A 16,538-nucleotide genomic window follows, 5' to 3' on the forward strand; every position below is an offset into this window, starting at 1 on the left:
CAAGCCTGAAGAGGATGGTGTTGTTTCTAGCTATTTAGGAGCTGAATGCGGTGATGGCAGTAGCGGCCACGGCAGTGGCAATGAAGCGACGAATCTTCATGTCTTTTCCTTAAACCCAGACTGTGCTCAGCTGCCCACTATCCAATCTGCCAGAATGGATCAGGTGAAGTCCTCTACGCCTGACATGCTCGATGCTGTGCACGGGGTGCGCGACGCTCTCGCCGCAACCCGGCTGGATGACGCAGCTGATGATGCCCGTGCAATTGTGAACCAGCTGGATGACTACGTCTTACCGCGGCTGGCCAACCTAGACGCCCCGCTACTGGCGGTGATAGGCGGGTCCACGGGTTCCGGCAAATCAACCCTGGTTAACGCGATATTGCGTGAACGCGTATCCAACCCGGGCGTAATACGCCCTACTACCCGCCAGCCGGTGCTGGTTGCTCACCCAGATGACGCTGATTGGTTCAATTCGCCACAGGTCCTTCCTGGCCTGGCACGGTCCCATGGCGCGGGGGATGAACAATCCACCACACTGCGGATTGTTCCCACCACCAACATTCCAGCCGGCTTAGCGCTGTTGGATGCGCCGGACTTTGACTCAATCGACGATCGGAATCGCGCGCTGGCATCACAACTGTTGGCCGCTGCAGATCTGTGGGTCTTTGTCACCACCCCAGCGCGTTACGCCGATCAGCTTGTGTGGAACTTTTTGCATGATGCTGCCGGAAGGGGCATCGAGGTTGTCGTGGTGCTCAATCGGCTTGATGAATCTGCGGCAGCAACCGTTCCCGATGACTTGCGCCGCATGATGGATGAGGCAGGGCTGGGTGGGGCCACCGTGTTCACCGTCCCCTTCGTTCCCGGTCTGGGCAGCGATGATGCTGGCAAGGACGACGAATTCCTCGGCGATGAACTTGTCGCTGATGTGCGCACGTATCTCACCCGTCTCGCTGAAGATTCCGTCGCGCGCCGTGCCGTCGCAGGAAAAACTGTCGCGGGAGCCATCGTCGGGGCCCTTTCGCGTATCGACGCTGTGGTACAGGCCCGTTCCCGCCAAGAAGCCTTCGCCTCCCAACTCGACACCGCGATCAGTGAACAGTACTCGGCCGCCCATTCCCACGTCATCGATGCCACCTCCGACGGCAAGCTGCTACGCACCGAGGTGATGAACCGCTGGCAAGATGTTGTGGGCACCTCCGATGTAACCCGCGGATTCGAACGCTGGTTTTCCAACGCCATGGATAAGGTGGGCAGCTTCTTCAGTGGCGAGCCTGCGCCGTTGCGCGAAGTGGAAACTGAGCTGGAATCCGGCTTACATGCCGTCATCGTTGATGCCGCCGATACTGCGGCTGCCCGCTCCTGGTCCCACATCGGGGCAGTTGCCCCAGATCTTCGCGCTGCCGCTGATCCGGCTCTGGCACGTTCTAGCGAAGACATTGATGCCCAAGCTGCGGCACTCGTGAGAGAATGGCAAGCTGCGTTGCTCGCTCACATCCAGGAAACCGCCGGGGCGAAGCGGCAGCGTGCCCGAGTCATGTCGTTTGGTTTGAATGTCCTCACCGTGGCGCTGATGCTCGTCGTGTTTGCTTCCACAGCGGGAATCACCGGCTCAGAAGTTGCCATCGCTGGCGGATCAGCGGTGCTCGGCCAGAAGCTGTTGGAAACCATCTTCGGCGAAGACACTGTGCGCCGCATGGCCACTGATGCCCGCAATGATTTGAATGAGCGCCTCTACGCACTTCTGCAACGCGAACGCGCGCGCTTCTACCCCGTCACTGACCCCTTGGTTGAAGGTACTCCGGCAGACGAACTACAGGAAGCTGTCAGCACTGCCCGCACCGCCGTTGCTGGCCGCTTCCCTGAGCTAGCCGGGACCACTGCCCCATCGCGCGCACTGGCACCTGCCACACAGACCGGCCACGACAGTCACGACAGTGATGCCACCACGGATCTGGCGGAATCTGCTCAACGTGGCCCCTTGCGTGATCTGTTCACCCAACTCCGTGGCGGCTTCCAGCGCCCCGCGCAACAGCCGGAAGGAGAAACCGATGGCATTGTTTAAACGCAACACGCCCCTCGGTGAGCGCCTGACCGCTTTAGAAGATGCTGCCGAGATTGGTGCACCGTACCTCTCCCCCGCACAAAAGGAAAGGTTGGAAAAAGTTGCACGCGCGGGCGCGGAGCGCCGTGCACTGTCAGCAGAGCACACCGTCGTCGGATTCTTCGGGGCAACGGGCTCCGGTAAGACGTCTTTGTTCAACGCTGTTGTTGGGGAGGATCTAGGCAAGGCTGCTGCACGCCGCCCAACGACCTCCTCACCGCTGGCAGCGGTCTGGGAACCTGCCGGTTCAGAGGAGTTGCTCGACTGGCTTGAGGTGGAAGACCGTAGGACACGCCCCGGTGAATTCGCTCCCGGTGCTGGGCCTTTGATCTTATTGGACCTCCCAGACTTCGACTCAGTGGAGCTGTCTAACAGGGAGATCGCCACCCGACTTGCAGGGCAAGTGGATGTACTCGTGTGGGTCTCCGACCCAGAGAAGTACGCCGATAGCGTCATCCATGAACAGTTCATCCAACCGCATGCTAACCACTCTGCAGTCACCCTTGCTGTTCTAAATAAATCAGACTTGTTGGGTTCGGCGAACGTTTCCACCGTTGCACAGTCTTATGCGCAGCTGCTTCGCTCCGATGGCCTCACACATGTCTCTGTTCTGCCCACATCCACGCTCACCGGTGCAGGTATTGGCGATGTTAGGGCAGCCATCGCCCGCGTCGCCCGTGCACACTCGGCCCAATCCGCCAGGATTGAGGCAGACATTGTGTCCGTCACTGATGAATTTGTCGACGGCACCAAGACAAACACCCCGGACAAACGCGCAAAACGTGAACTAGATAAGGCCTTGAACCACGCTGTAGGTGCAGACCGTCTGGCCAACACCACCGCGGCTGCCTACCGCAAGCGGCTTTTCCAGCGCACCGGTTGGCCCGTTGTTTCCTGGATGGCGCGTTTCCGGCCTGACCCCTTAAAACGACTGGGGCTGCGCGAAGAACCAGATAGTGTTGGGGTTCACCGCTCATCCCTGCCTGAATTGGACGCTGCTTCAAAGGCTGTGGCCAACAAGGGTGTCCGCGAGTACGCTGCCACGATTGCGGAAGGTTTGCCACCACAGTGGGCCGGAGCTGTGTTCGACCGTGCTGATGATGTGGCTGTAAGTGTGCCGGCCGAACTCGATGTTGCTGTGACACGGACGAAACTCCCGGCAGAGCCCTCAAAGGGATGGGGTGTGCTCACCTTCATCCAATGGCTTGCCTTTGTCGCGGCGCTGGTGGGCGCGTTGTGGTATCTCATCGTGGCGCTGGTTCCGGGAATTCTCACCCCGCTTTTAGGCGATGACCTCGTTCCGGACGTTGAGGGATGGCCCATTCCCACTCTGCTCATCATGGTGGGAATCCTCACCGGCGTGGTCATCGGGTTGATGTCTGCGGGGGTTGGCGGGATCGTCGGTAGCAATATCAAGCGGCGTACGCGCACAGCGCTGCGCAAAGAAATTGCTGCGATGTCGGAGACAACCGTGGTCGCGCCCTTAGAGGAGATACGCGATGACTATGTTCGTTTCACCGAACGCATCGCCGTCGCCGCGGGCGCTTAAGTCCACGCATCGAATGCACTAGTCACCTACGGTTGTCTGTTCAATCTTGCCGTCAGGCCCTTCAACAATCAGGTTGGCGGCTTTGCCGTCGACGGATTGCGACAGGATTTCTTTGACCGGATCCAGCTCAGCGGGGTCGTATTCGCCGTCGGCGTAGAAGTACCACACGCTCAGCGGACCGATATTTCCTGCGTTGTACAGGTAAAGGGAAGTTGCGGCATCAACGCGTTCTGCCTGTTCAACGAGGGCACTCAGTCTCGCACCTTGCGGGCGCAGCTGGAGGTTCGGGGCGAGATCATCCCAGTCAGCTATGCCGTCCAGCCGCGCGCGCTTGTGCAGCGGAAAACCGCGCAGAGTGAAAGTGTCGCGCTCGTGCATGTCAAGATGCCCGAACACATGGTCCCGGAATTCACGCGCCGCGCTATCGCTTATCGACGTCTCCCTCCACACCATCACGTCCAGTCCCCCATCCGAACTCGAAGCCGAGATGGACACCTCTGCTACCTCGGGTGCTGCAAACAGCGCCAACTGCTCTGCAGTTTCTGCTCCGAAGTCCGCCGTTGGGAACGGGCCCTGCCACTTGAATGCCGTGCTACCCAGCTCAGCCTGCACATGTGAAGTCATCTTTTGATTGAGCTCCTCCCCTTTGTCATGCAGCGTGACCAAGGCAGCCACGAACTCGGCGGCATCGTCTACGTTCACGGAACCGCTCACCTGGACCGTGCCAGTCGGGATTCCGCCCCCAATTACCGAGGAAAACGTCAGCCCCTCAAACACCGGGTCAGTGGCAGCCCACTGTGCCAACGCCTCCTGCTCCTCTGCAGTCGGGTCTGAACAACCAGAAAGCGCCAGAACAACCGCACCAACAAGGCCAGCAAGAACTTTCCGCATCATGCCCACCATCTTAAAAGGCAGCACTGTCCAGCAGTTTAATCAGCGAAAAGGTGAACCATGCGGTCGCCCCACGGCCCGGTGCCCTCAGGCTGTTCGGCCATTGGTGCCCCGACGATCGCCTCGCCCAATCGGCCGTCAGGCCCCTTGATCCTTAGCCCAACGGGATCTCCGGCCACTGGTCTAGCCAGCAGGGACTTCAACTGCTTCATCGCTTCCTCGTTGTAATCGCCCTCCGTGTAGAACTCCCAGTGGTAAAAGCCCTCGAAACTCCAGACAGACCGCAACGCATAGGGGGTTGCGGCATCCACGTCGTCCGCGAAAGCAGCTGTGGCTGCGTACCCTGCGGGGAACTCTGAGAAGCGAAGCACCGGCGAAATACGCCGGGAAGGCTTTTCCCCATCCGCAAGAGTGGGTCTCGCCAGCGGGAATCCCACCAGTTCAATACTGCCGGAAGGCTGCACTTCATCCAGGTGACGGAGCAAACTGTCGCGGTACGCTCGCGCATCATCGTCACTGAACTCCAAGTCGCGGTAAACCTCTGCTCGCAAGCCTCGAGAGAAGTCATCAATCAATACAACACGTACCTCGGGTGCTGCGAACGGCTCGAAAACAGCTGCTAGTTCTTTATCCCTGCCGGGTGCCCAATTGCGCCCTTTCCAGGTGAACGAAGTGCCCTCGATATCGGCGTTGATGTTCAGGTCCAACCCGAGGCGACTCCCACCAGGCATCTCAGCGAGCCTGGCGTAGATCTGATCCAAGGCGGAGAAGAACTCTGCCACGCTGCCCACGTGCACATCGCCAACAACATCAATCTTGTTCGTCGGGATGCCACCTGCCAAAGACTGCGAAAATTTGAGATCAACGAGTGCAGACTGAGTGGCAGCCCAATCCGAAAGCTCAGGGATGCGTTCTTGCGTCGTCTTAGTAGACACACAACCAGCAAGAGCAAAACTGGCCAACACAGTCACGGTGGCAATGATCTTCCGAAACATAGCCGACATTTTAAGAGCCATAAAATACCCGATCCATGTCCTCCTGCCACGGCCCAGGTTTTTTCGGTGGGTACTCCTGTTTTGCCCCAATTAGTGCAACGCCTAGGACCCTCGTACGACTTGTGATCTTGACTTCGATGGGACTGCCAGCATCTGGGTGTGAGAGCAACTGCTTGATTAGCTTCAGCGCCTCCTCGTCGTAATCATCGTCAGCGTAAAATTCCCAACGATACATCCCCTTGTAACTTGTGACAGCTCGCACCGCATAAGGTGTTGCAGCGTCTACAGTCTCCGCCAGGGTGGCTGTACCTACGTATCCCTGGGGGAATTCCGAGAAACGAAGCGAGGGACTACCGGCTCCAAACCCACGTGTCCCACCAGGGTCGGTGCGGTGCAGCAGTGGGAATCCGGACAGTTGGATCATTTCGGTTCCTTTTACGCTGTCCAGGTGACGGAACGCTCTGTCACGGTACGCGTGCGCAGCCTCGTCGGTGACCTGAAAGTCCCGGCTCACTTCCACCCAGAAAACTTCTACATCTTCCCGCATATCCACGGAGCCAACCTCGGGTGCTGCGAAAGGTTCGAGCAGTTCTACTAGTCTCTCGCCCTTTCCTGGCTCCCACTCACGCCCTGTCCACGTGAACTCTGTCCCCTGAATATCAGCCTTGACGTCAACGTCCAGCCACCGGCGTTTTCCACGTGGCAATTCATCGAACCTGGCGTACAGCTGATCCAACGCAGTAAAGAATTCGGCAACACTGTTCGCATGCACCTCACCTTTCGCCTGAAGGGTGTGAGAATACGAGTCCCCAAAAAGGCTGGGTTCCCTCGGCCGCGAAACGTGCAAGTCCGCCAATGCAGGCTGGGTATCAACCCACGCCGACAATTCCTTGAGTCGATGCTGCGACGACGCTTCAGCAAAGCACCCACCGAGAGCGAAGGTAGACAGCACCGCAACCAAGGCGACAATCTTCCGAAACATGAGTGCCAGTCTAAGGATAGGAGGTACAAAAGAACCCCGCCCTTCCTCCGATCCAGGAAGGACGGGGTGAGGGGCGGGGCGCCGGAAAACGTCGATAAGCGATAAGTGCTTAACGAGCCTTCTCGATGATCTCGACGAGACGGAAGTGCTTGTCCTTAGACAGCGGACGCGTCTCCTCAATGCGGACAAGGTCACCGATACCAGCGGTGTTCTCCTCGTCGTGTGCCTTCACGCGCTTGGTGGTACGGACAATCTTGCCGTACAGCGCGTGGGACTTGCGGTCCTCGAGCTCGACAACGATGGTCTTATCCATCTTGTCGGACACGACGTAACCGCGGCGGCGCTTCTGCAGACCCTTCTCCTTCGGGGCCTGTGCGGTGGTGTTGTCAGCCATTAGTTCGCTCCTTCAGCACCAGGGACGGTGGACAGACCAAGCTCACGCTCGCGCAGCACGGTGTAGATGCGTGCGATGTCGCGCTTGACCGCCGAGATACGACGGTTGTTGGTCAGCTGCCCAGTGGCCAGCTGGAAGCGCAGGTTGAACAGCTCTTCCTTGGCTGCGGACAGACGATCGTTGAGCTCAGAATCATTCAGCTCACGGAACTCGTGTGCGGGGGTTCCAACTGCCATTAGAACAGGTCCTCCTTCGAGATAACGCGGGTCTTGCAGGGAAGCTTCGCACCTGCGCGGCGCAGAGCCTCCTGAGCCACTGCCTCGTTCGGGTAGGACATCTCAAACAGGATGCGGCCAGGCTTGACGTTGGCCACCCACTTCTCCACCGGGCCCTTACCGGAACCCATACGCACGCCGAGCGGCTTCTGGGTCAACGGACGGTCCGGGAAGATGTTGATCCACACCTTGCCACCACGCTTGACGTGGCGGTTGATGGCAATACGAGCGGACTCGATCTGGCGGTTGGTGATGTACGCTGGCTCGAGAGCCTGCAGGGCGTAGTCACCAAAGTTGATGGTGTTTCCGCCCTTGGACACGCCGGAACGGCCCGGACGGTGCTGACGGCGGAACTTAACGCGCTTAGGGATAAGCATGTGTCTTAGCCCTCCTTATTCTGCTGTTCGGCGCGCTGGCGGCGCTGGCCACCACGGCGCGGGCGACGATCGCGGCCACGGCGGTCGTTGCCCGGAGCGTTCAGCTCGGACTCGCGGACACCGCCGACAACGTCGCCCTTGTAGATCCATACCTTGACACCGATGATGCCGAAGGTGGTGTCTGCCTCGGCGAGACCGTAGTCGATCTCAGCGCGGAGGGTGTGCAGGGGAACGCGGCCTTCGTGGTAGCGCTCGATGCGGGACATTTCAGCGCCACCGAGACGGCCAGAGCACTGAATCTTAATGCCCTTGACCTGCGGCTGACGCATTGCGGACTGGATTGCCTTGCGCATTGCGCGGCGGAAAGCGACGCGGTTGACCAGCTGCTCAGCCACAGACTGTGCAACGAGTGCAGCGCTGGCGTCGACGTTCTTGACCTCGAGGATGTTGAGGGCGACCATCTTGCCGGTGAGCTTCTCCAGCTCACGACGGATACGGTCTGCCTCAGCACCACGGCGGCCGATCACGATGCCCGGACGTGCCGTGTGGATGTCCACGCGGACGCGGTCACGGGTGCGCTCGATGACAACGTCGGCGATGCCGGCGCGCTCGAGGTTGTTCTTCAGGAACTCGCGGATCTTGATGTCCTCAGCGACGTAGTCGGAGTAGGACTTGTCGGCGTACCAGTGGGACTTCCAGTCGGAAGTGATACCCAGCCGGAGGCCGTGCGGGTGAATTTTCTGACCCATTGTTTAAGCCTCCTTCTGGCTTTCCACTACCACGGTGATGTGGCAGGTGCGCTTACGGATCTGGAATGCGCGGCCCTGAGCACGCGGCTGGTAGCGGCGCATGGTCGGGCCCTCGTTGGCGTAAGCCTCGGAGATGACCAGGGTGCGCGGATCCAAGCCGAAGTTGTTCTCAGCGTTGGCTGCGGCGGACGCGACGACCTTTGCCACCTGGGTGGAAACGGCCTGCGGCGCGTACTTCAGGATGGCCAGGGCCTCGGACACGGTCTTGCCGCGGACGAGGTCCAGGACGCGGTTCGCCTTCATCTGGGACGTACGCACGTACTTAGCGGTCGCGCGTGCGGAGGTGATGGTGTCGCTCATGATTTATCGACGCCCCTTCTCTTCCTTAACGTGACCCTTGAAGGTCTTGGTCGGTGCGAACTCGCCGAGCTTGTGGCCGACCATGGACTCATCCACGAACACCGGCACATGCTTGCGTCCATCGTGGACGGCGAAGGTGTGGCCGATGAAATCGGGGAGAATGGTCGAGCGGCGAGACCAGGTCTTGATGACCTGCTTGGTGCCAGCCTCGTTCTGAGCGTCCACCTTGTTGAGGAGGTGCTCGTCGACGAACGGGCCTTTCTTCAGGCTGCGTGGCATATGAAGTTACCTCCTCTTAACGCTTCTTGTTCGGGCGACGACGGCGCACGATCATGTTGTTGGAATAACGGTTCGGGTTGCGGGTACGGCCTTCCTTCTGGCCCCACGGGGACACCGGGTGACGGCCACCGGAGGTCTTACCCTCACCACCACCGTGCGGGTGGTCGACCGGGTTCATGACGACACCGCGGACAGTGGGCCTCCAGCCCTTCCAGCGCATACGGCCGGCCTTGCCCCAGCGGATGTTGATCTGGTCAGCGTTGCCGACCTCACCAACGGTTGCGCGGCAACGGATGTCCACGCGGCGGATTTCAGAAGACGGCATACGCAGAACAGCGTAGGAGCCTTCCTTACCCAGCAGCTGGATGGACGCACCAGCGGAACGTGCAAGCTTGGCGCCAGCGCCCGGCTTGAGCTCCACGGCGTGGATGGTCGTACCAGTCGGGATGTTGCGCAGCGGCAGGTTGTTGCCGACCTTGATGTCGGCGTTCGGTCCTGCCTCAACGATCGTGCCCTGGGTCAGACCCTTCGGCGCGATGATGTAGCGCTTCTCGCCGTCTGCGTAGTGCAGCAGGGCGATGTTAGCGGTGCGGTTCGGGTCGTACTCAATGTGAGCAACCTTTGCCGGCACACCGTCCTTGTCGGTGCGGCGGAAGTCAATCACACGGTACTGGCGCTTGTGGCCACCACCGCGGTGACGGGTAGTGATGTGGCCGTGAGTGTTGCGGCCACCCTTCTTCGGGAGCGGGCGCAGCAGGGACTTCTCCGGAGTGGAACGGGTAAGTTCCTGGAACTCGGAAACAGAGCTGTTGCGGCGACCCGGGGTTGTCGGCTTGTACTTACGAATAGCCATAATTTTCCTCTTTCGTATCGAACTCTTTTTGGTTCGTTGCCGTTAGGCGACGCCGCCAAAAATGTCGATGGAGTCGCTGCCCTCGCGGAGAGTCACATAAGCGCGCTTGGTGTCCTTCCGCTTACCCCAACCGGTGCGGGAGCGCTTGCGCTTACCCTCACGGTTGACGGTGTTCACGGAGGCGACCTTCACGCCGAAGATCTCTTCCACGGCAATCTTGATCTGGGTCTTGTTTGCGTCAGTGTCGACGTAGAACGTGTAGGTGTTCTGCTCCATCAGCGCGTAGGTCTTCTCGGAGACGACCGGGGCGATGATGATGTCGCGCGGGTTAGCAATCTTGGCCATTATTTCTCATCCTCCACTGCTGCAGTGGCGCGGTTGACAAAGTCGTGCAGAGCTTCCACAGAGAAGACGACATCGTCTGCGTTGAGCACGTCGTAGGTGTTCAGCTGACCCGGCTCAAGGATCGTGATACCCGGCAGGTTCCGTGCGGAAAGACGGGAGTTCACGTCCTCACGGCCGATGACCAGCAGGACCGACTTGCGGTCCGTGAGGCGCTCGACGAAGGTGCGGGCGGACTTGGTGGACGGCTTCTGACCCGGAACGAGCTCCTCGACCACGTGGATGCGGTCGTTCTGAGCACGGTTGGTCAAAGCGCCAGCAAGAGCAGCCTTGATCATCTTCTTAGGGGTGCGCTGCGCGTAGTTACGCGGCTGCGGGCCGTGCACCGTGCCACCGCCGGTGAAGTGCGGAGCGCGGATGGAGCCCTGGCGTGCGCGGCCGGTGCCCTTCTGGCGGAACGGCTTACGGCCACCACCGGCAACCTCGCCGCGGGTCTTGGTCTTGTGGGTGCCCTGGCGTGCGGCTGCGAGCTGAGCGTTCACAACCTGGTGCATCAGGGGCACAGACGCTTCGCGGTCGAAGAGTTCAGCCGGGAGCTCAACGGTGCCCTTGGTGGCTCCGTCAGCGGTGTGGACATCAAGTGTCAGGTTTGTCATGCGTGAGCACCGCCCTTCACTGCGGTCTTGACGGTAACCAGGCTGCCCTTAGCACCAGGGATAGCACCCTTGATGAGGAGCAGGTTGGAGTCGCCGTCGATCCTTTGAATCTTCAGGTTCTGGGTGGTCACACGGTTGCTGCCCATACGGCCAGCCATGCGGGTGCCCTTGAACACGCGGCCCGGGGTGGAGCAACCACCGATGGAGCCGACGCGGCGGTGAGCAGCCTGGTTACCGTGGGAGGCACCCTGGCCAGCGAAGCCATGCCGCTTCATGGCGCCTGCGTAGCCCTTGCCCTTGGTGGTGCCAACAACGTCAACGAAGGTGTCACCCTCGAAGATATTGACGGACACTTCCTGGCCCAGCTCGTACGCCGAGGTGTCATCCATGCGGATCTCAGCGACATGGCGACGCGGGTTCTGGCCAGCCTTCTTGTAGTGGCCTGCCTGCGGCTTCTTTGCCTTACGGGGATCGATGTCGCCGTAGGCAATCTGGATGGCGGAGTAGCCATCGGTCTCTTCAGTGCGAATCTGGGTGACAACGCACGGCCCAGCCTCGACGACGGTCACCGGAACAACCCGGTTCTCCTCGTCGAAGATCTGGGTCATGCCGAGCTTGCGGCCCAGAATGCCCTTGATCTCATTAGTCATGTGTCAGTTCTCCCTACTACGACCTACTGGATGTTCACGTCGACGCTGGCCGGCAGGTCGATGCGCATGAGGGCATCAACTGTCTTAGGCGTCGGGTCGAGGATGTCAATGAGGCGCTTGTGCGTGCGCATCTCAAAGTGCTCGCGCGAGTCCTTGTACTTGTGGGGAGAACGAATAACGGCGTACACGTTCTTTTCGGTAGGCAACGGCACCGGTCCAACGACGCGGGCACCCGTGCGGGTAACCGTCTCAACGATCTTCTTCGCAGATGCGTCGATCGCTTCGTGGTCGTAGGCCTTCAGCCGAATGCGGATCTTCTGTCCCGCCACGTCAACCTCTTCCTCGCTGTCCCACGTTCACCTCTCGCTTCGCTCGACGTGAACGAAGTGAATCGAGAGCGAAGAGGTGGAAACTTAGCTGTCTTCTTTTTCTCTATAACGTTGTCCGGTTTGGGTCCGGCATCAACGCCAGTGTCTTTTCATGTGAATGACTGCCATGACATCTCGGAAGGTGCACAAGCGCATAAACAACGCTTGTCAGTGCTTCCGCCGCTCACGTGCCCGCGCTAAGCGCGTTCATGTGTGCATTGTCAGGCTCGCAAGGAGGTACGCACACCAAACAGGTGTTGACGTGGCCTTCGCGTACTGCCGCTGTTTATTTGCCATGCCCCTTCTCCGGTTCCCGGTCTCGAGAGTGCCTACTCGTTGGTGGCCTGTGCTCGATCGCAGGTCCTTCGTCGATAAGCGAGAGCCCATCGTGCAAAGGTGTCATGTTCGCCCTACCAGCGGCGCACCCTGCGACTTCCACAGAAATGCGCCGTGTTAAAGCAACCCGAGTATTCAAACACACCTCACTCCACATTTGCAAACTGCGCTTTTGCTTATCGACGTCCCACCCTGCCCCGCCTCACCCCCCCCCAAAAAACCCAGACTGCAATGAACGCTTTCAAATAAGCCAGGTGGCAAAACGGCGGATGTGGCGTGCCGGCACAATCCACTTGGTTTATTTAAGTTCATTTATTGCAGTTCGTTCATCACGGTTTTCCCCCCCCCATCACAATGTGAAGCCCAATGTCCACCACAAGAAGGTATAGCCGTAGGCCGGAGTTCTTCCTAGGATGGACAGGTGTCGCATCAAGGATGCTTATAACCAACGGTGAAAGGACCACTAATGGCAACGAATAACACTCCGGCCACGAACGAGGCGGCCGCCCCGGAAGAAGCTCCCGTGAAGCGCAATGAGGTGCTGGAGACTGAGCACGGCAGCACTGTCATCGATGAGAACGTGGTGGGCAAGATCGCCGGCATCGCTGCCCGGGAGGTCTCCGGTGTGCACAACCTGGGCGGTGGTGCCGCCCGCATGTGGGGTGCCGTGCGCGAGTCCCTCACCTCATCCACCAACGTCCAGCAGGGCGTGAACGTTGCGGTGGAGAACGGCCACGCCAGCGTGGCGGTGGCCATCATCGCTGAGTACGGCGTGGCTATCCATGAGCTGGCTAATGCGATCCGTGAGAACATCACCGTCGCTATTACCCGGATGACCGGCCTCATCGTTGATCGTGTGGATGTCACTGTCCACGACGTCCACTTGCCGGACGACAACGGGGATGCGGACACAGCCCGCACCGAACAGCCCCTGCCAAGCAACGGCCAGGTGCTGGAACAGTAGATGGCTCCCCTGACCATAACTAAGGACATCGCCGACGCGATCTGCGATGCAGCCCTGTCCGTCGACGGTGTGGCGGGTTTAAGCAGTGGGCGGATGGCCCACGCCGTGCTCCGACTCCCTGGCGCACTCATTGAAGGGCTCCAGGTGTTTGAGATGGATGAAGAAGGCACGCATATCGCTGTGCACCTCATCTATGACTTGTCCTCAGGCCGGGAAATTCCTCAACTGGTCAGGGACGTTCGAGCGGCTATCCTTGCCGTCCCGGCACTTGCCCAAGCACCCGGTTCACCCCGAGTAGATGTGGTTGTGGAAGATGCCGTCCGCCACAGCACCACGAAATAGAAATGTGGATCTAGCATGAATATCTTTTCTAACAAGACAGTGCTCGGCGCCATCATTGGCGTGGTTTTGGCCTTCGCCTTGATTTTCGGTGGTTGGCTCGGGTTTTTCGCCACTCTCCTGCTGGGCACCATCGGTGGTGTCATCGGCGCGCATTTGGACGGCCGTATTGACGTGGCTGCCTTGATCAGCGCAACGTCTGGCCGGGGCCGCGGATAATGGATTCTTCCTCGTACCGCATCAGTGAAAAGACAGTTGCGCACGTTGCCAGCGCCGCCATTCGGTCTGTGCCGGGCACTCGTGAGGTTGATGCGAAACTCGCCGGCCTCGCTGGTCGCAGCTTCCCGCGGGTGGATGTGCACATTGACCGCGCGGCGGAATCGGTGGCGTTGGATATTGAGGTTGTCACCTCCTACCCCGCCCCCGTTGGCGCGATCACCGATGAGGTTCGCCGCACGGTGGTGTCTCATGTGGAAACGCTGACGGGTCTCACGGTCAACCGTCTCAACATCGCCGTGGCTGATGCGGAGATCTCCACTGGGGAGACCGTCACTCGCGAGGATCTGTCCAACCATCCAGCGGCGCTCGTACCCACCCCGATTCGAGTCACTGCCACGCACGTTTCGTCCCCCGCTGCCCAGCCGGTCAAGGATCTCACCCCAGTCACAGTAGATTCCTCGACCTACGAGGACGTGCGACAGATTGAGGTGCCTGCGCCGTCAAAAGTCATCGCAGTCCAGCCCCCGCGGCCAATACGCCCGATCTCTGCCACTGCGCCACCACCGGTTATTCCGCGTCGCGTTGCGGTTCCGGAGGTGGCGGGGTTGAGGCCGGTGAACGTCGAAAAGCAAAAAGCCCTTCGCCCGATCACCGCACGGCGCCCCAAGTTCGTTCCGGTGGAGCGTCCGATGCCACAAGCTTTACGACGAATCACCGTCACCCCCTCCCCCATCACCTCCCCGCAGGTTCCGGAGCCACGGCCTTTAGACAAGATCTTCATCGACCCCGACCGCGTGGACCAGGATTCCTACACCGAAACCACCGCGAGCAGGAAGGAGATGCGCTAAACCCATGACACAACAGTCCGACCCCACCGAAGCACACCCCGCACCGGGCGCAGAACCCAAAGGCAACCCCATTGTGCGGTGGCTCACCGTCCTCGTTGGCCTACTTCTCCTGTGCCTCGCCAGCGTCATCGGCCGTGACCTGTGGTACCGCCACCAAGAAAATGACCCACAGAACTCTTGGCTACGACCCGCCTTTGACTGGTTCGGTTCTGCCCGCGTAGATGAAGCGGGAGTGACCGTAGGAATTCTCATGGTATTGGTCGGCCTCTGGTTCATCCTTGCAGCCGTGAAACCCCGCCCGCGGCGCTACATTCAGGTGATCTCCCCAACATCCTCCATCTGGGTACGCCCGGTAGACATTGCCCGGAAATCCACCGCCACGGTGCGATCGGAGCTGGGGCAAACCAGCATCTCCTCCCGCGCAAGCCGCCGCGCCCTCACCGTCAACGTGGTAAACGATGGCTCGACCGACCTTGAGCACCAGCTCACCGCCACACTGACCGAACAAGCGCAAAGACTCAAACCCACCCCCCGCGTGAAAGTCAACGTATTGCCCGCACCGTCAGCAAAGGACATGCCATGACCACCGGACTCGCTGCCATTGACCGCCTGATCATCTTCCTACTCGGGTTACTGCTCATCGCCGGCGGACTCATCCCAGTAGGAATGTACTGGGAGATCCCCTACCTCTCCCCCTTCGTGCGGGAAATCAACCGCTCCATGCTCACGGACATCCCCGGTATGAACTGGTACACCGCCGCATTGATCACCGCGCTGGTAATCTCCCTCGTCCTTGCTCTGGCGCTAATCTTGCCGAACATTCGTAGTCGCGCCTTCAACAACCGCACTCTCACGCCAGCTCAACCAGAACTCGGCAAAACGCGCATCAACGTTGCCCGTCTTGCTCAAGCCGCCTGCACACATGCGGAAACCACCGACCTGGTAACCAAAGCAACGCACACCGTCACCTACGTGAACAAGCGCCCAACCGTAACCTTCACCATCAACGCGAACCCCAACGTTGAGCTAGACACCCTCATCGCCTACGTAGAACAGATGGACACAGACTTCTGCGACGCGGTAGACACCATGGACATTGACACCGTATTCAAACTCCACTTAGACAAGGTGAAAGCGCTTTAACCCTCAAGCAGCAATACCAGCTCGACCCGCCCAAGAGACACCTGCGCACCCCCACCTGCCGGCGCGTAGCGGACCTCTTCCCCCGACGCCGCGTTGACAATCCGCTCCCAGGTATGGGACGACTTGCGCACTGCCCGCCCCTCCACCTGCCACAGGTGAATGCGCTGCGTCACCACTGCACGGGCCCCGCCCTCCAGCACAACAAGCCACACAGCATTGCCAATATCTGGCCTTACAAGCCCTTCCAGGGGCGCAGAAGACCCCACGTGCGAAATAAGCGTGACCACACCTAGGCGATGTTCCACACCATCAGAGTCCGCGACCACGAGCACCCTGCCCGGACCAGTGGGACGCACTGCAGAGTAACGCCACACACTCGGTTGCCGGGCACTTTCTGTGCCGGAGCGCACCACCACATCCCCCATCGCCGTGAGCGTCACGCGGTGCGTCGGAGACACCGTCTCCACCAAAACGTCCATGCCAGCACGACCTTCATCAGAGCGTGGCAACTCAGCGGGATGCGCCTGGGCTTCGCGGATAAGCAGCTCCTCCAACTCCTCATCCGTGGTACCCCACCCCGCGCCATTGTTCGCAAGAATGCCAAACAGCGTGGCCAGTGGAAGGTCCGGTTGCCCCTCCCACGCTTCACGGAGGCGCTCTAATACTCGAGGAATACGCGTCGGGTCATTCACACCCACTGAGCTTAGGGTTAAGTAGCGGAATGTTTGTGCGGGGCCGGTAATGTGCGGCAGCCGTTTTTGGGCATGGTGAAAGACCAGCTGTTGCTGGCTTTCGACATGGGGAGTGTCGTTTATCTGCTGTAGAGGAGTGTCATGGCTCCGTAGGGATGGACAGTGTTGGGGGT

The 16,538-nt window shown here is 59.9% G+C and carries 23 protein-coding genes; 8 read left to right on the forward strand and 15 right to left on the reverse strand.

The genetic code is table 11. The annotated features are described in order from the left end of the window. The first annotated feature begins 154 nt into the window (after positions 1-154). Together HMPREF2129_RS05875 and HMPREF2129_RS05880 are read left to right on the forward strand one after the other, a co-directional pair. Entirely contained in the window at positions 155-2,065 is a 1,911-nt protein-coding gene (locus HMPREF2129_RS05875) for a GTPase family protein (RefSeq protein ID WP_052092859.1), read from the forward strand. Next, positions 2,052-3,653: a GTPase gene (locus HMPREF2129_RS05880; RefSeq protein ID WP_232218110.1), complete on the forward strand. Its 1,602-nt coding sequence runs from the start codon at positions 2,052-2,054 to the stop codon at positions 3,651-3,653. The genes HMPREF2129_RS05875 and HMPREF2129_RS05880 overlap by 14 nt, the downstream gene beginning before the upstream one ends. Before the next feature lie 18 nt (positions 3,654-3,671). Here HMPREF2129_RS05880 and HMPREF2129_RS05885 read toward each other — a convergent pair whose 3' ends face one another. From HMPREF2129_RS05885 to rpsJ, 14 genes are all read right to left on the reverse strand, one after another. After that, complete coding sequence (locus HMPREF2129_RS05885) at positions 3,672-4,571, reverse strand: hypothetical protein (RefSeq protein WP_034664254.1); 900 nt, start codon at positions 4,569-4,571, stop codon at positions 3,672-3,674. Positions 4,572-4,582: 11 nt separating this feature from the next. Continuing rightward, positions 4,583-5,539, reverse strand: a complete 957-nt coding sequence (locus HMPREF2129_RS05890; protein WP_150386720.1) for a hypothetical protein — start codon at positions 5,537-5,539, stop codon at positions 4,583-4,585. Positions 5,540-5,549: 10 nt separating this feature from the next. Next, the gene (locus HMPREF2129_RS05895) at positions 5,550-6,521 is read right to left on the reverse strand and encodes a hypothetical protein (RefSeq protein WP_034664258.1); all 972 of its coding nucleotides are present in this window, start codon (positions 6,519-6,521) and stop codon (positions 5,550-5,552) included. Positions 6,522-6,630: 109 nt separating this feature from the next. Beyond that, on the reverse strand, positions 6,631-6,915 hold the full coding sequence (gene rpsQ / locus HMPREF2129_RS05900) for a 30S ribosomal protein S17 (protein ID WP_034664260.1): 285 nt from the start codon (positions 6,913-6,915) through the stop codon (positions 6,631-6,633). Continuing rightward, positions 6,915-7,151, reverse strand: coding sequence for a 50S ribosomal protein L29 (gene rpmC / locus HMPREF2129_RS05905; protein ID WP_034664262.1), 237 nt, complete (start codon positions 7,149-7,151; stop codon positions 6,915-6,917). Before rpmC ends, rpsQ begins: the two co-directional genes overlap by 1 nt. Further along, on the reverse strand, positions 7,151-7,567 hold the full coding sequence (gene rplP / locus HMPREF2129_RS05910) for a 50S ribosomal protein L16 (protein ID WP_034664264.1): 417 nt from the start codon (positions 7,565-7,567) through the stop codon (positions 7,151-7,153). The genes rpmC and rplP overlap by 1 nt, the downstream gene beginning before the upstream one ends. Before the next feature lie 5 nt (positions 7,568-7,572). Beyond that, entirely contained in the window at positions 7,573-8,316 is a 744-nt protein-coding gene (gene rpsC, locus HMPREF2129_RS05915; protein WP_034664266.1) for a 30S ribosomal protein S3, read from the reverse strand. 3 nt (positions 8,317-8,319) lie between these two features. Beyond that, positions 8,320-8,676 (reverse strand): 50S ribosomal protein L22, encoded by a 357-nt coding sequence (rplV, locus tag HMPREF2129_RS05920; protein ID WP_034664268.1) that lies wholly within the window; start codon positions 8,674-8,676, stop codon positions 8,320-8,322. Between the two features lie 3 nt (positions 8,677-8,679). Then, positions 8,680-8,955, reverse strand: a complete 276-nt coding sequence (gene rpsS / locus HMPREF2129_RS05925; RefSeq protein ID WP_034664270.1) for a 30S ribosomal protein S19 — start codon at positions 8,953-8,955, stop codon at positions 8,680-8,682. Between the two features lie 16 nt (positions 8,956-8,971). Further along, positions 8,972-9,808, reverse strand: a complete 837-nt coding sequence (gene rplB, locus HMPREF2129_RS05930) for a 50S ribosomal protein L2 (protein WP_034664271.1) — start codon at positions 9,806-9,808, stop codon at positions 8,972-8,974. Between the two features lie 42 nt (positions 9,809-9,850). Further along, positions 9,851-10,153, reverse strand: a complete 303-nt coding sequence (gene rplW, locus HMPREF2129_RS05935; protein WP_034664273.1) for a 50S ribosomal protein L23 — start codon at positions 10,151-10,153, stop codon at positions 9,851-9,853. Continuing rightward, positions 10,153-10,806: a 50S ribosomal protein L4 gene (gene rplD, locus HMPREF2129_RS05940; protein ID WP_034664275.1), complete on the reverse strand. Its 654-nt coding sequence runs from the start codon at positions 10,804-10,806 to the stop codon at positions 10,153-10,155. The genes rplW and rplD overlap by 1 nt, the downstream gene beginning before the upstream one ends. After that, positions 10,803-11,456: a 50S ribosomal protein L3 gene (rplC, locus tag HMPREF2129_RS05945; RefSeq protein ID WP_034664277.1), complete on the reverse strand. Its 654-nt coding sequence runs from the start codon at positions 11,454-11,456 to the stop codon at positions 10,803-10,805. Before rplC ends, rplD begins: the two co-directional genes overlap by 4 nt. A gap of 23 nt (positions 11,457-11,479) precedes the next feature. After that, complete coding sequence (rpsJ, locus tag HMPREF2129_RS05950; RefSeq protein ID WP_003848085.1) at positions 11,480-11,785, reverse strand: 30S ribosomal protein S10; 306 nt, start codon at positions 11,783-11,785, stop codon at positions 11,480-11,482. 841 nt (positions 11,786-12,626) lie between these two features. Between rpsJ and HMPREF2129_RS05955 the strand changes: the two genes are divergently transcribed. From HMPREF2129_RS05955 to HMPREF2129_RS05980, 6 genes are read left to right on the forward strand one after another with little or no spacing between them, the layout of a single operon-like run. Continuing rightward, the gene (locus tag HMPREF2129_RS05955; RefSeq protein ID WP_034664279.1) at positions 12,627-13,124 is read left to right on the forward strand and encodes an Asp23/Gls24 family envelope stress response protein; all 498 of its coding nucleotides are present in this window, start codon (positions 12,627-12,629) and stop codon (positions 13,122-13,124) included. After that, the gene (locus HMPREF2129_RS05960; RefSeq protein WP_034664281.1) at positions 13,125-13,466 is read left to right on the forward strand and encodes an Asp23/Gls24 family envelope stress response protein; all 342 of its coding nucleotides are present in this window, start codon (positions 13,125-13,127) and stop codon (positions 13,464-13,466) included. Between the two features lie 15 nt (positions 13,467-13,481). Then, the gene (locus HMPREF2129_RS05965; RefSeq protein WP_034664283.1) at positions 13,482-13,682 is read left to right on the forward strand and encodes a hypothetical protein; all 201 of its coding nucleotides are present in this window, start codon (positions 13,482-13,484) and stop codon (positions 13,680-13,682) included. Continuing rightward, entirely contained in the window at positions 13,682-14,530 is an 849-nt protein-coding gene (locus HMPREF2129_RS05970) for an Asp23/Gls24 family envelope stress response protein (RefSeq protein WP_034664285.1), read from the forward strand. Before HMPREF2129_RS05965 ends, HMPREF2129_RS05970 begins: the two co-directional genes overlap by 1 nt. 4 nt (positions 14,531-14,534) lie before the next feature. Next, the gene (locus HMPREF2129_RS05975; protein ID WP_052092854.1) at positions 14,535-15,113 is read left to right on the forward strand and encodes an Asp23/Gls24 family envelope stress response protein; all 579 of its coding nucleotides are present in this window, start codon (positions 14,535-14,537) and stop codon (positions 15,111-15,113) included. Beyond that, a complete protein-coding gene (locus HMPREF2129_RS05980; RefSeq protein ID WP_034664287.1) occupies positions 15,110-15,673 on the forward strand; it encodes a hypothetical protein in 564 nt (187 codons plus the stop codon). The genes HMPREF2129_RS05975 and HMPREF2129_RS05980 overlap by 4 nt, the downstream gene beginning before the upstream one ends. Here HMPREF2129_RS05980 and HMPREF2129_RS05985 read toward each other — a convergent pair. After that, positions 15,670-16,365 carry a hypothetical protein gene (locus HMPREF2129_RS05985; protein ID WP_034664305.1) on the reverse strand — a complete coding sequence of 232 codons (696 nt, stop codon included), beginning with the start codon at positions 16,363-16,365 and terminating at the stop codon, positions 15,670-15,672. The genes HMPREF2129_RS05980 and HMPREF2129_RS05985 overlap by 4 nt on opposite strands. Between the last annotated feature and the right edge of the window lie 173 nt (positions 16,366-16,538).

The organism is Corynebacterium tuscaniense DNF00037, assembly GCF_000759055.1.
Taxonomy (GTDB): Bacteria; Actinomycetota; Actinomycetes; order Mycobacteriales; family Mycobacteriaceae; genus Corynebacterium; species Corynebacterium tuscaniense.

Coding starts and splice junctions, on each gene's coding strand:
- rpsS (WP_034664270.1), bottom strand. CDS start 8,955: ATGCCACGCAGCCTGAAGAAAGGCCCGTTCGTCGACGAGCACCTCCTC.
- HMPREF2129_RS05890 (WP_150386720.1), bottom strand. CDS start 5,539: ATGTTTCGGAAGATCATTGCCACCGTGACTGTGTTGGCCAGTTTTGCT.
- rplW (WP_034664273.1), bottom strand. CDS start 10,153: ATGGCCAAGATTGCTAACCCGCGCGACATCATCATCGCCCCGGTCGTC.
- rplC (WP_034664277.1), bottom strand. CDS start 11,456: ATGACTAATGAGATCAAGGGCATTCTGGGCCGCAAGCTCGGCATGACC.
- HMPREF2129_RS05960 (WP_034664281.1), top strand. CDS start 13,125: ATGGCTCCCCTGACCATAACTAAGGACATCGCCGACGCGATCTGCGAT.
- HMPREF2129_RS05965 (WP_034664283.1), top strand. CDS start 13,482: ATGAATATCTTTTCTAACAAGACAGTGCTCGGCGCCATCATTGGCGTG.
- HMPREF2129_RS05955 (WP_034664279.1), top strand. CDS start 12,627: ATGGCAACGAATAACACTCCGGCCACGAACGAGGCGGCCGCCCCGGAA.
- rpmC (WP_034664262.1), bottom strand. CDS start 7,151: ATGGCAGTTGGAACCCCCGCACACGAGTTCCGTGAGCTGAATGATTCT.
- rplB (WP_034664271.1), bottom strand. CDS start 9,808: ATGGCTATTCGTAAGTACAAGCCGACAACCCCGGGTCGCCGCAACAGC.
- HMPREF2129_RS05980 (WP_034664287.1), top strand. CDS start 15,110: ATGACCACCGGACTCGCTGCCATTGACCGCCTGATCATCTTCCTACTC.
- HMPREF2129_RS05975 (WP_052092854.1), top strand. CDS start 14,535: ATGACACAACAGTCCGACCCCACCGAAGCACACCCCGCACCGGGCGCA.
- HMPREF2129_RS05970 (WP_034664285.1), top strand. CDS start 13,682: ATGGATTCTTCCTCGTACCGCATCAGTGAAAAGACAGTTGCGCACGTT.
- rplD (WP_034664275.1), bottom strand. CDS start 10,806: ATGACAAACCTGACACTTGATGTCCACACCGCTGACGGAGCCACCAAG.
- rplV (WP_034664268.1), bottom strand. CDS start 8,676: ATGAGCGACACCATCACCTCCGCACGCGCGACCGCTAAGTACGTGCGT.
- rplP (WP_034664264.1), bottom strand. CDS start 7,567: ATGCTTATCCCTAAGCGCGTTAAGTTCCGCCGTCAGCACCGTCCGGGC.
- rpsQ (WP_034664260.1), bottom strand. CDS start 6,915: ATGGCTGACAACACCACCGCACAGGCCCCGAAGGAGAAGGGTCTGCAG.
- rpsC (WP_034664266.1), bottom strand. CDS start 8,316: ATGGGTCAGAAAATTCACCCGCACGGCCTCCGGCTGGGTATCACTTCC.
- HMPREF2129_RS05895 (WP_034664258.1), bottom strand. CDS start 6,521: ATGTTTCGGAAGATTGTCGCCTTGGTTGCGGTGCTGTCTACCTTCGCT.
- HMPREF2129_RS05880 (WP_232218110.1), top strand. CDS start 2,052: ATGGCATTGTTTAAACGCAACACGCCCCTCGGTGAGCGCCTGACCGCT.
- HMPREF2129_RS05875 (WP_052092859.1), top strand. CDS start 155: ATGGATCAGGTGAAGTCCTCTACGCCTGACATGCTCGATGCTGTGCAC.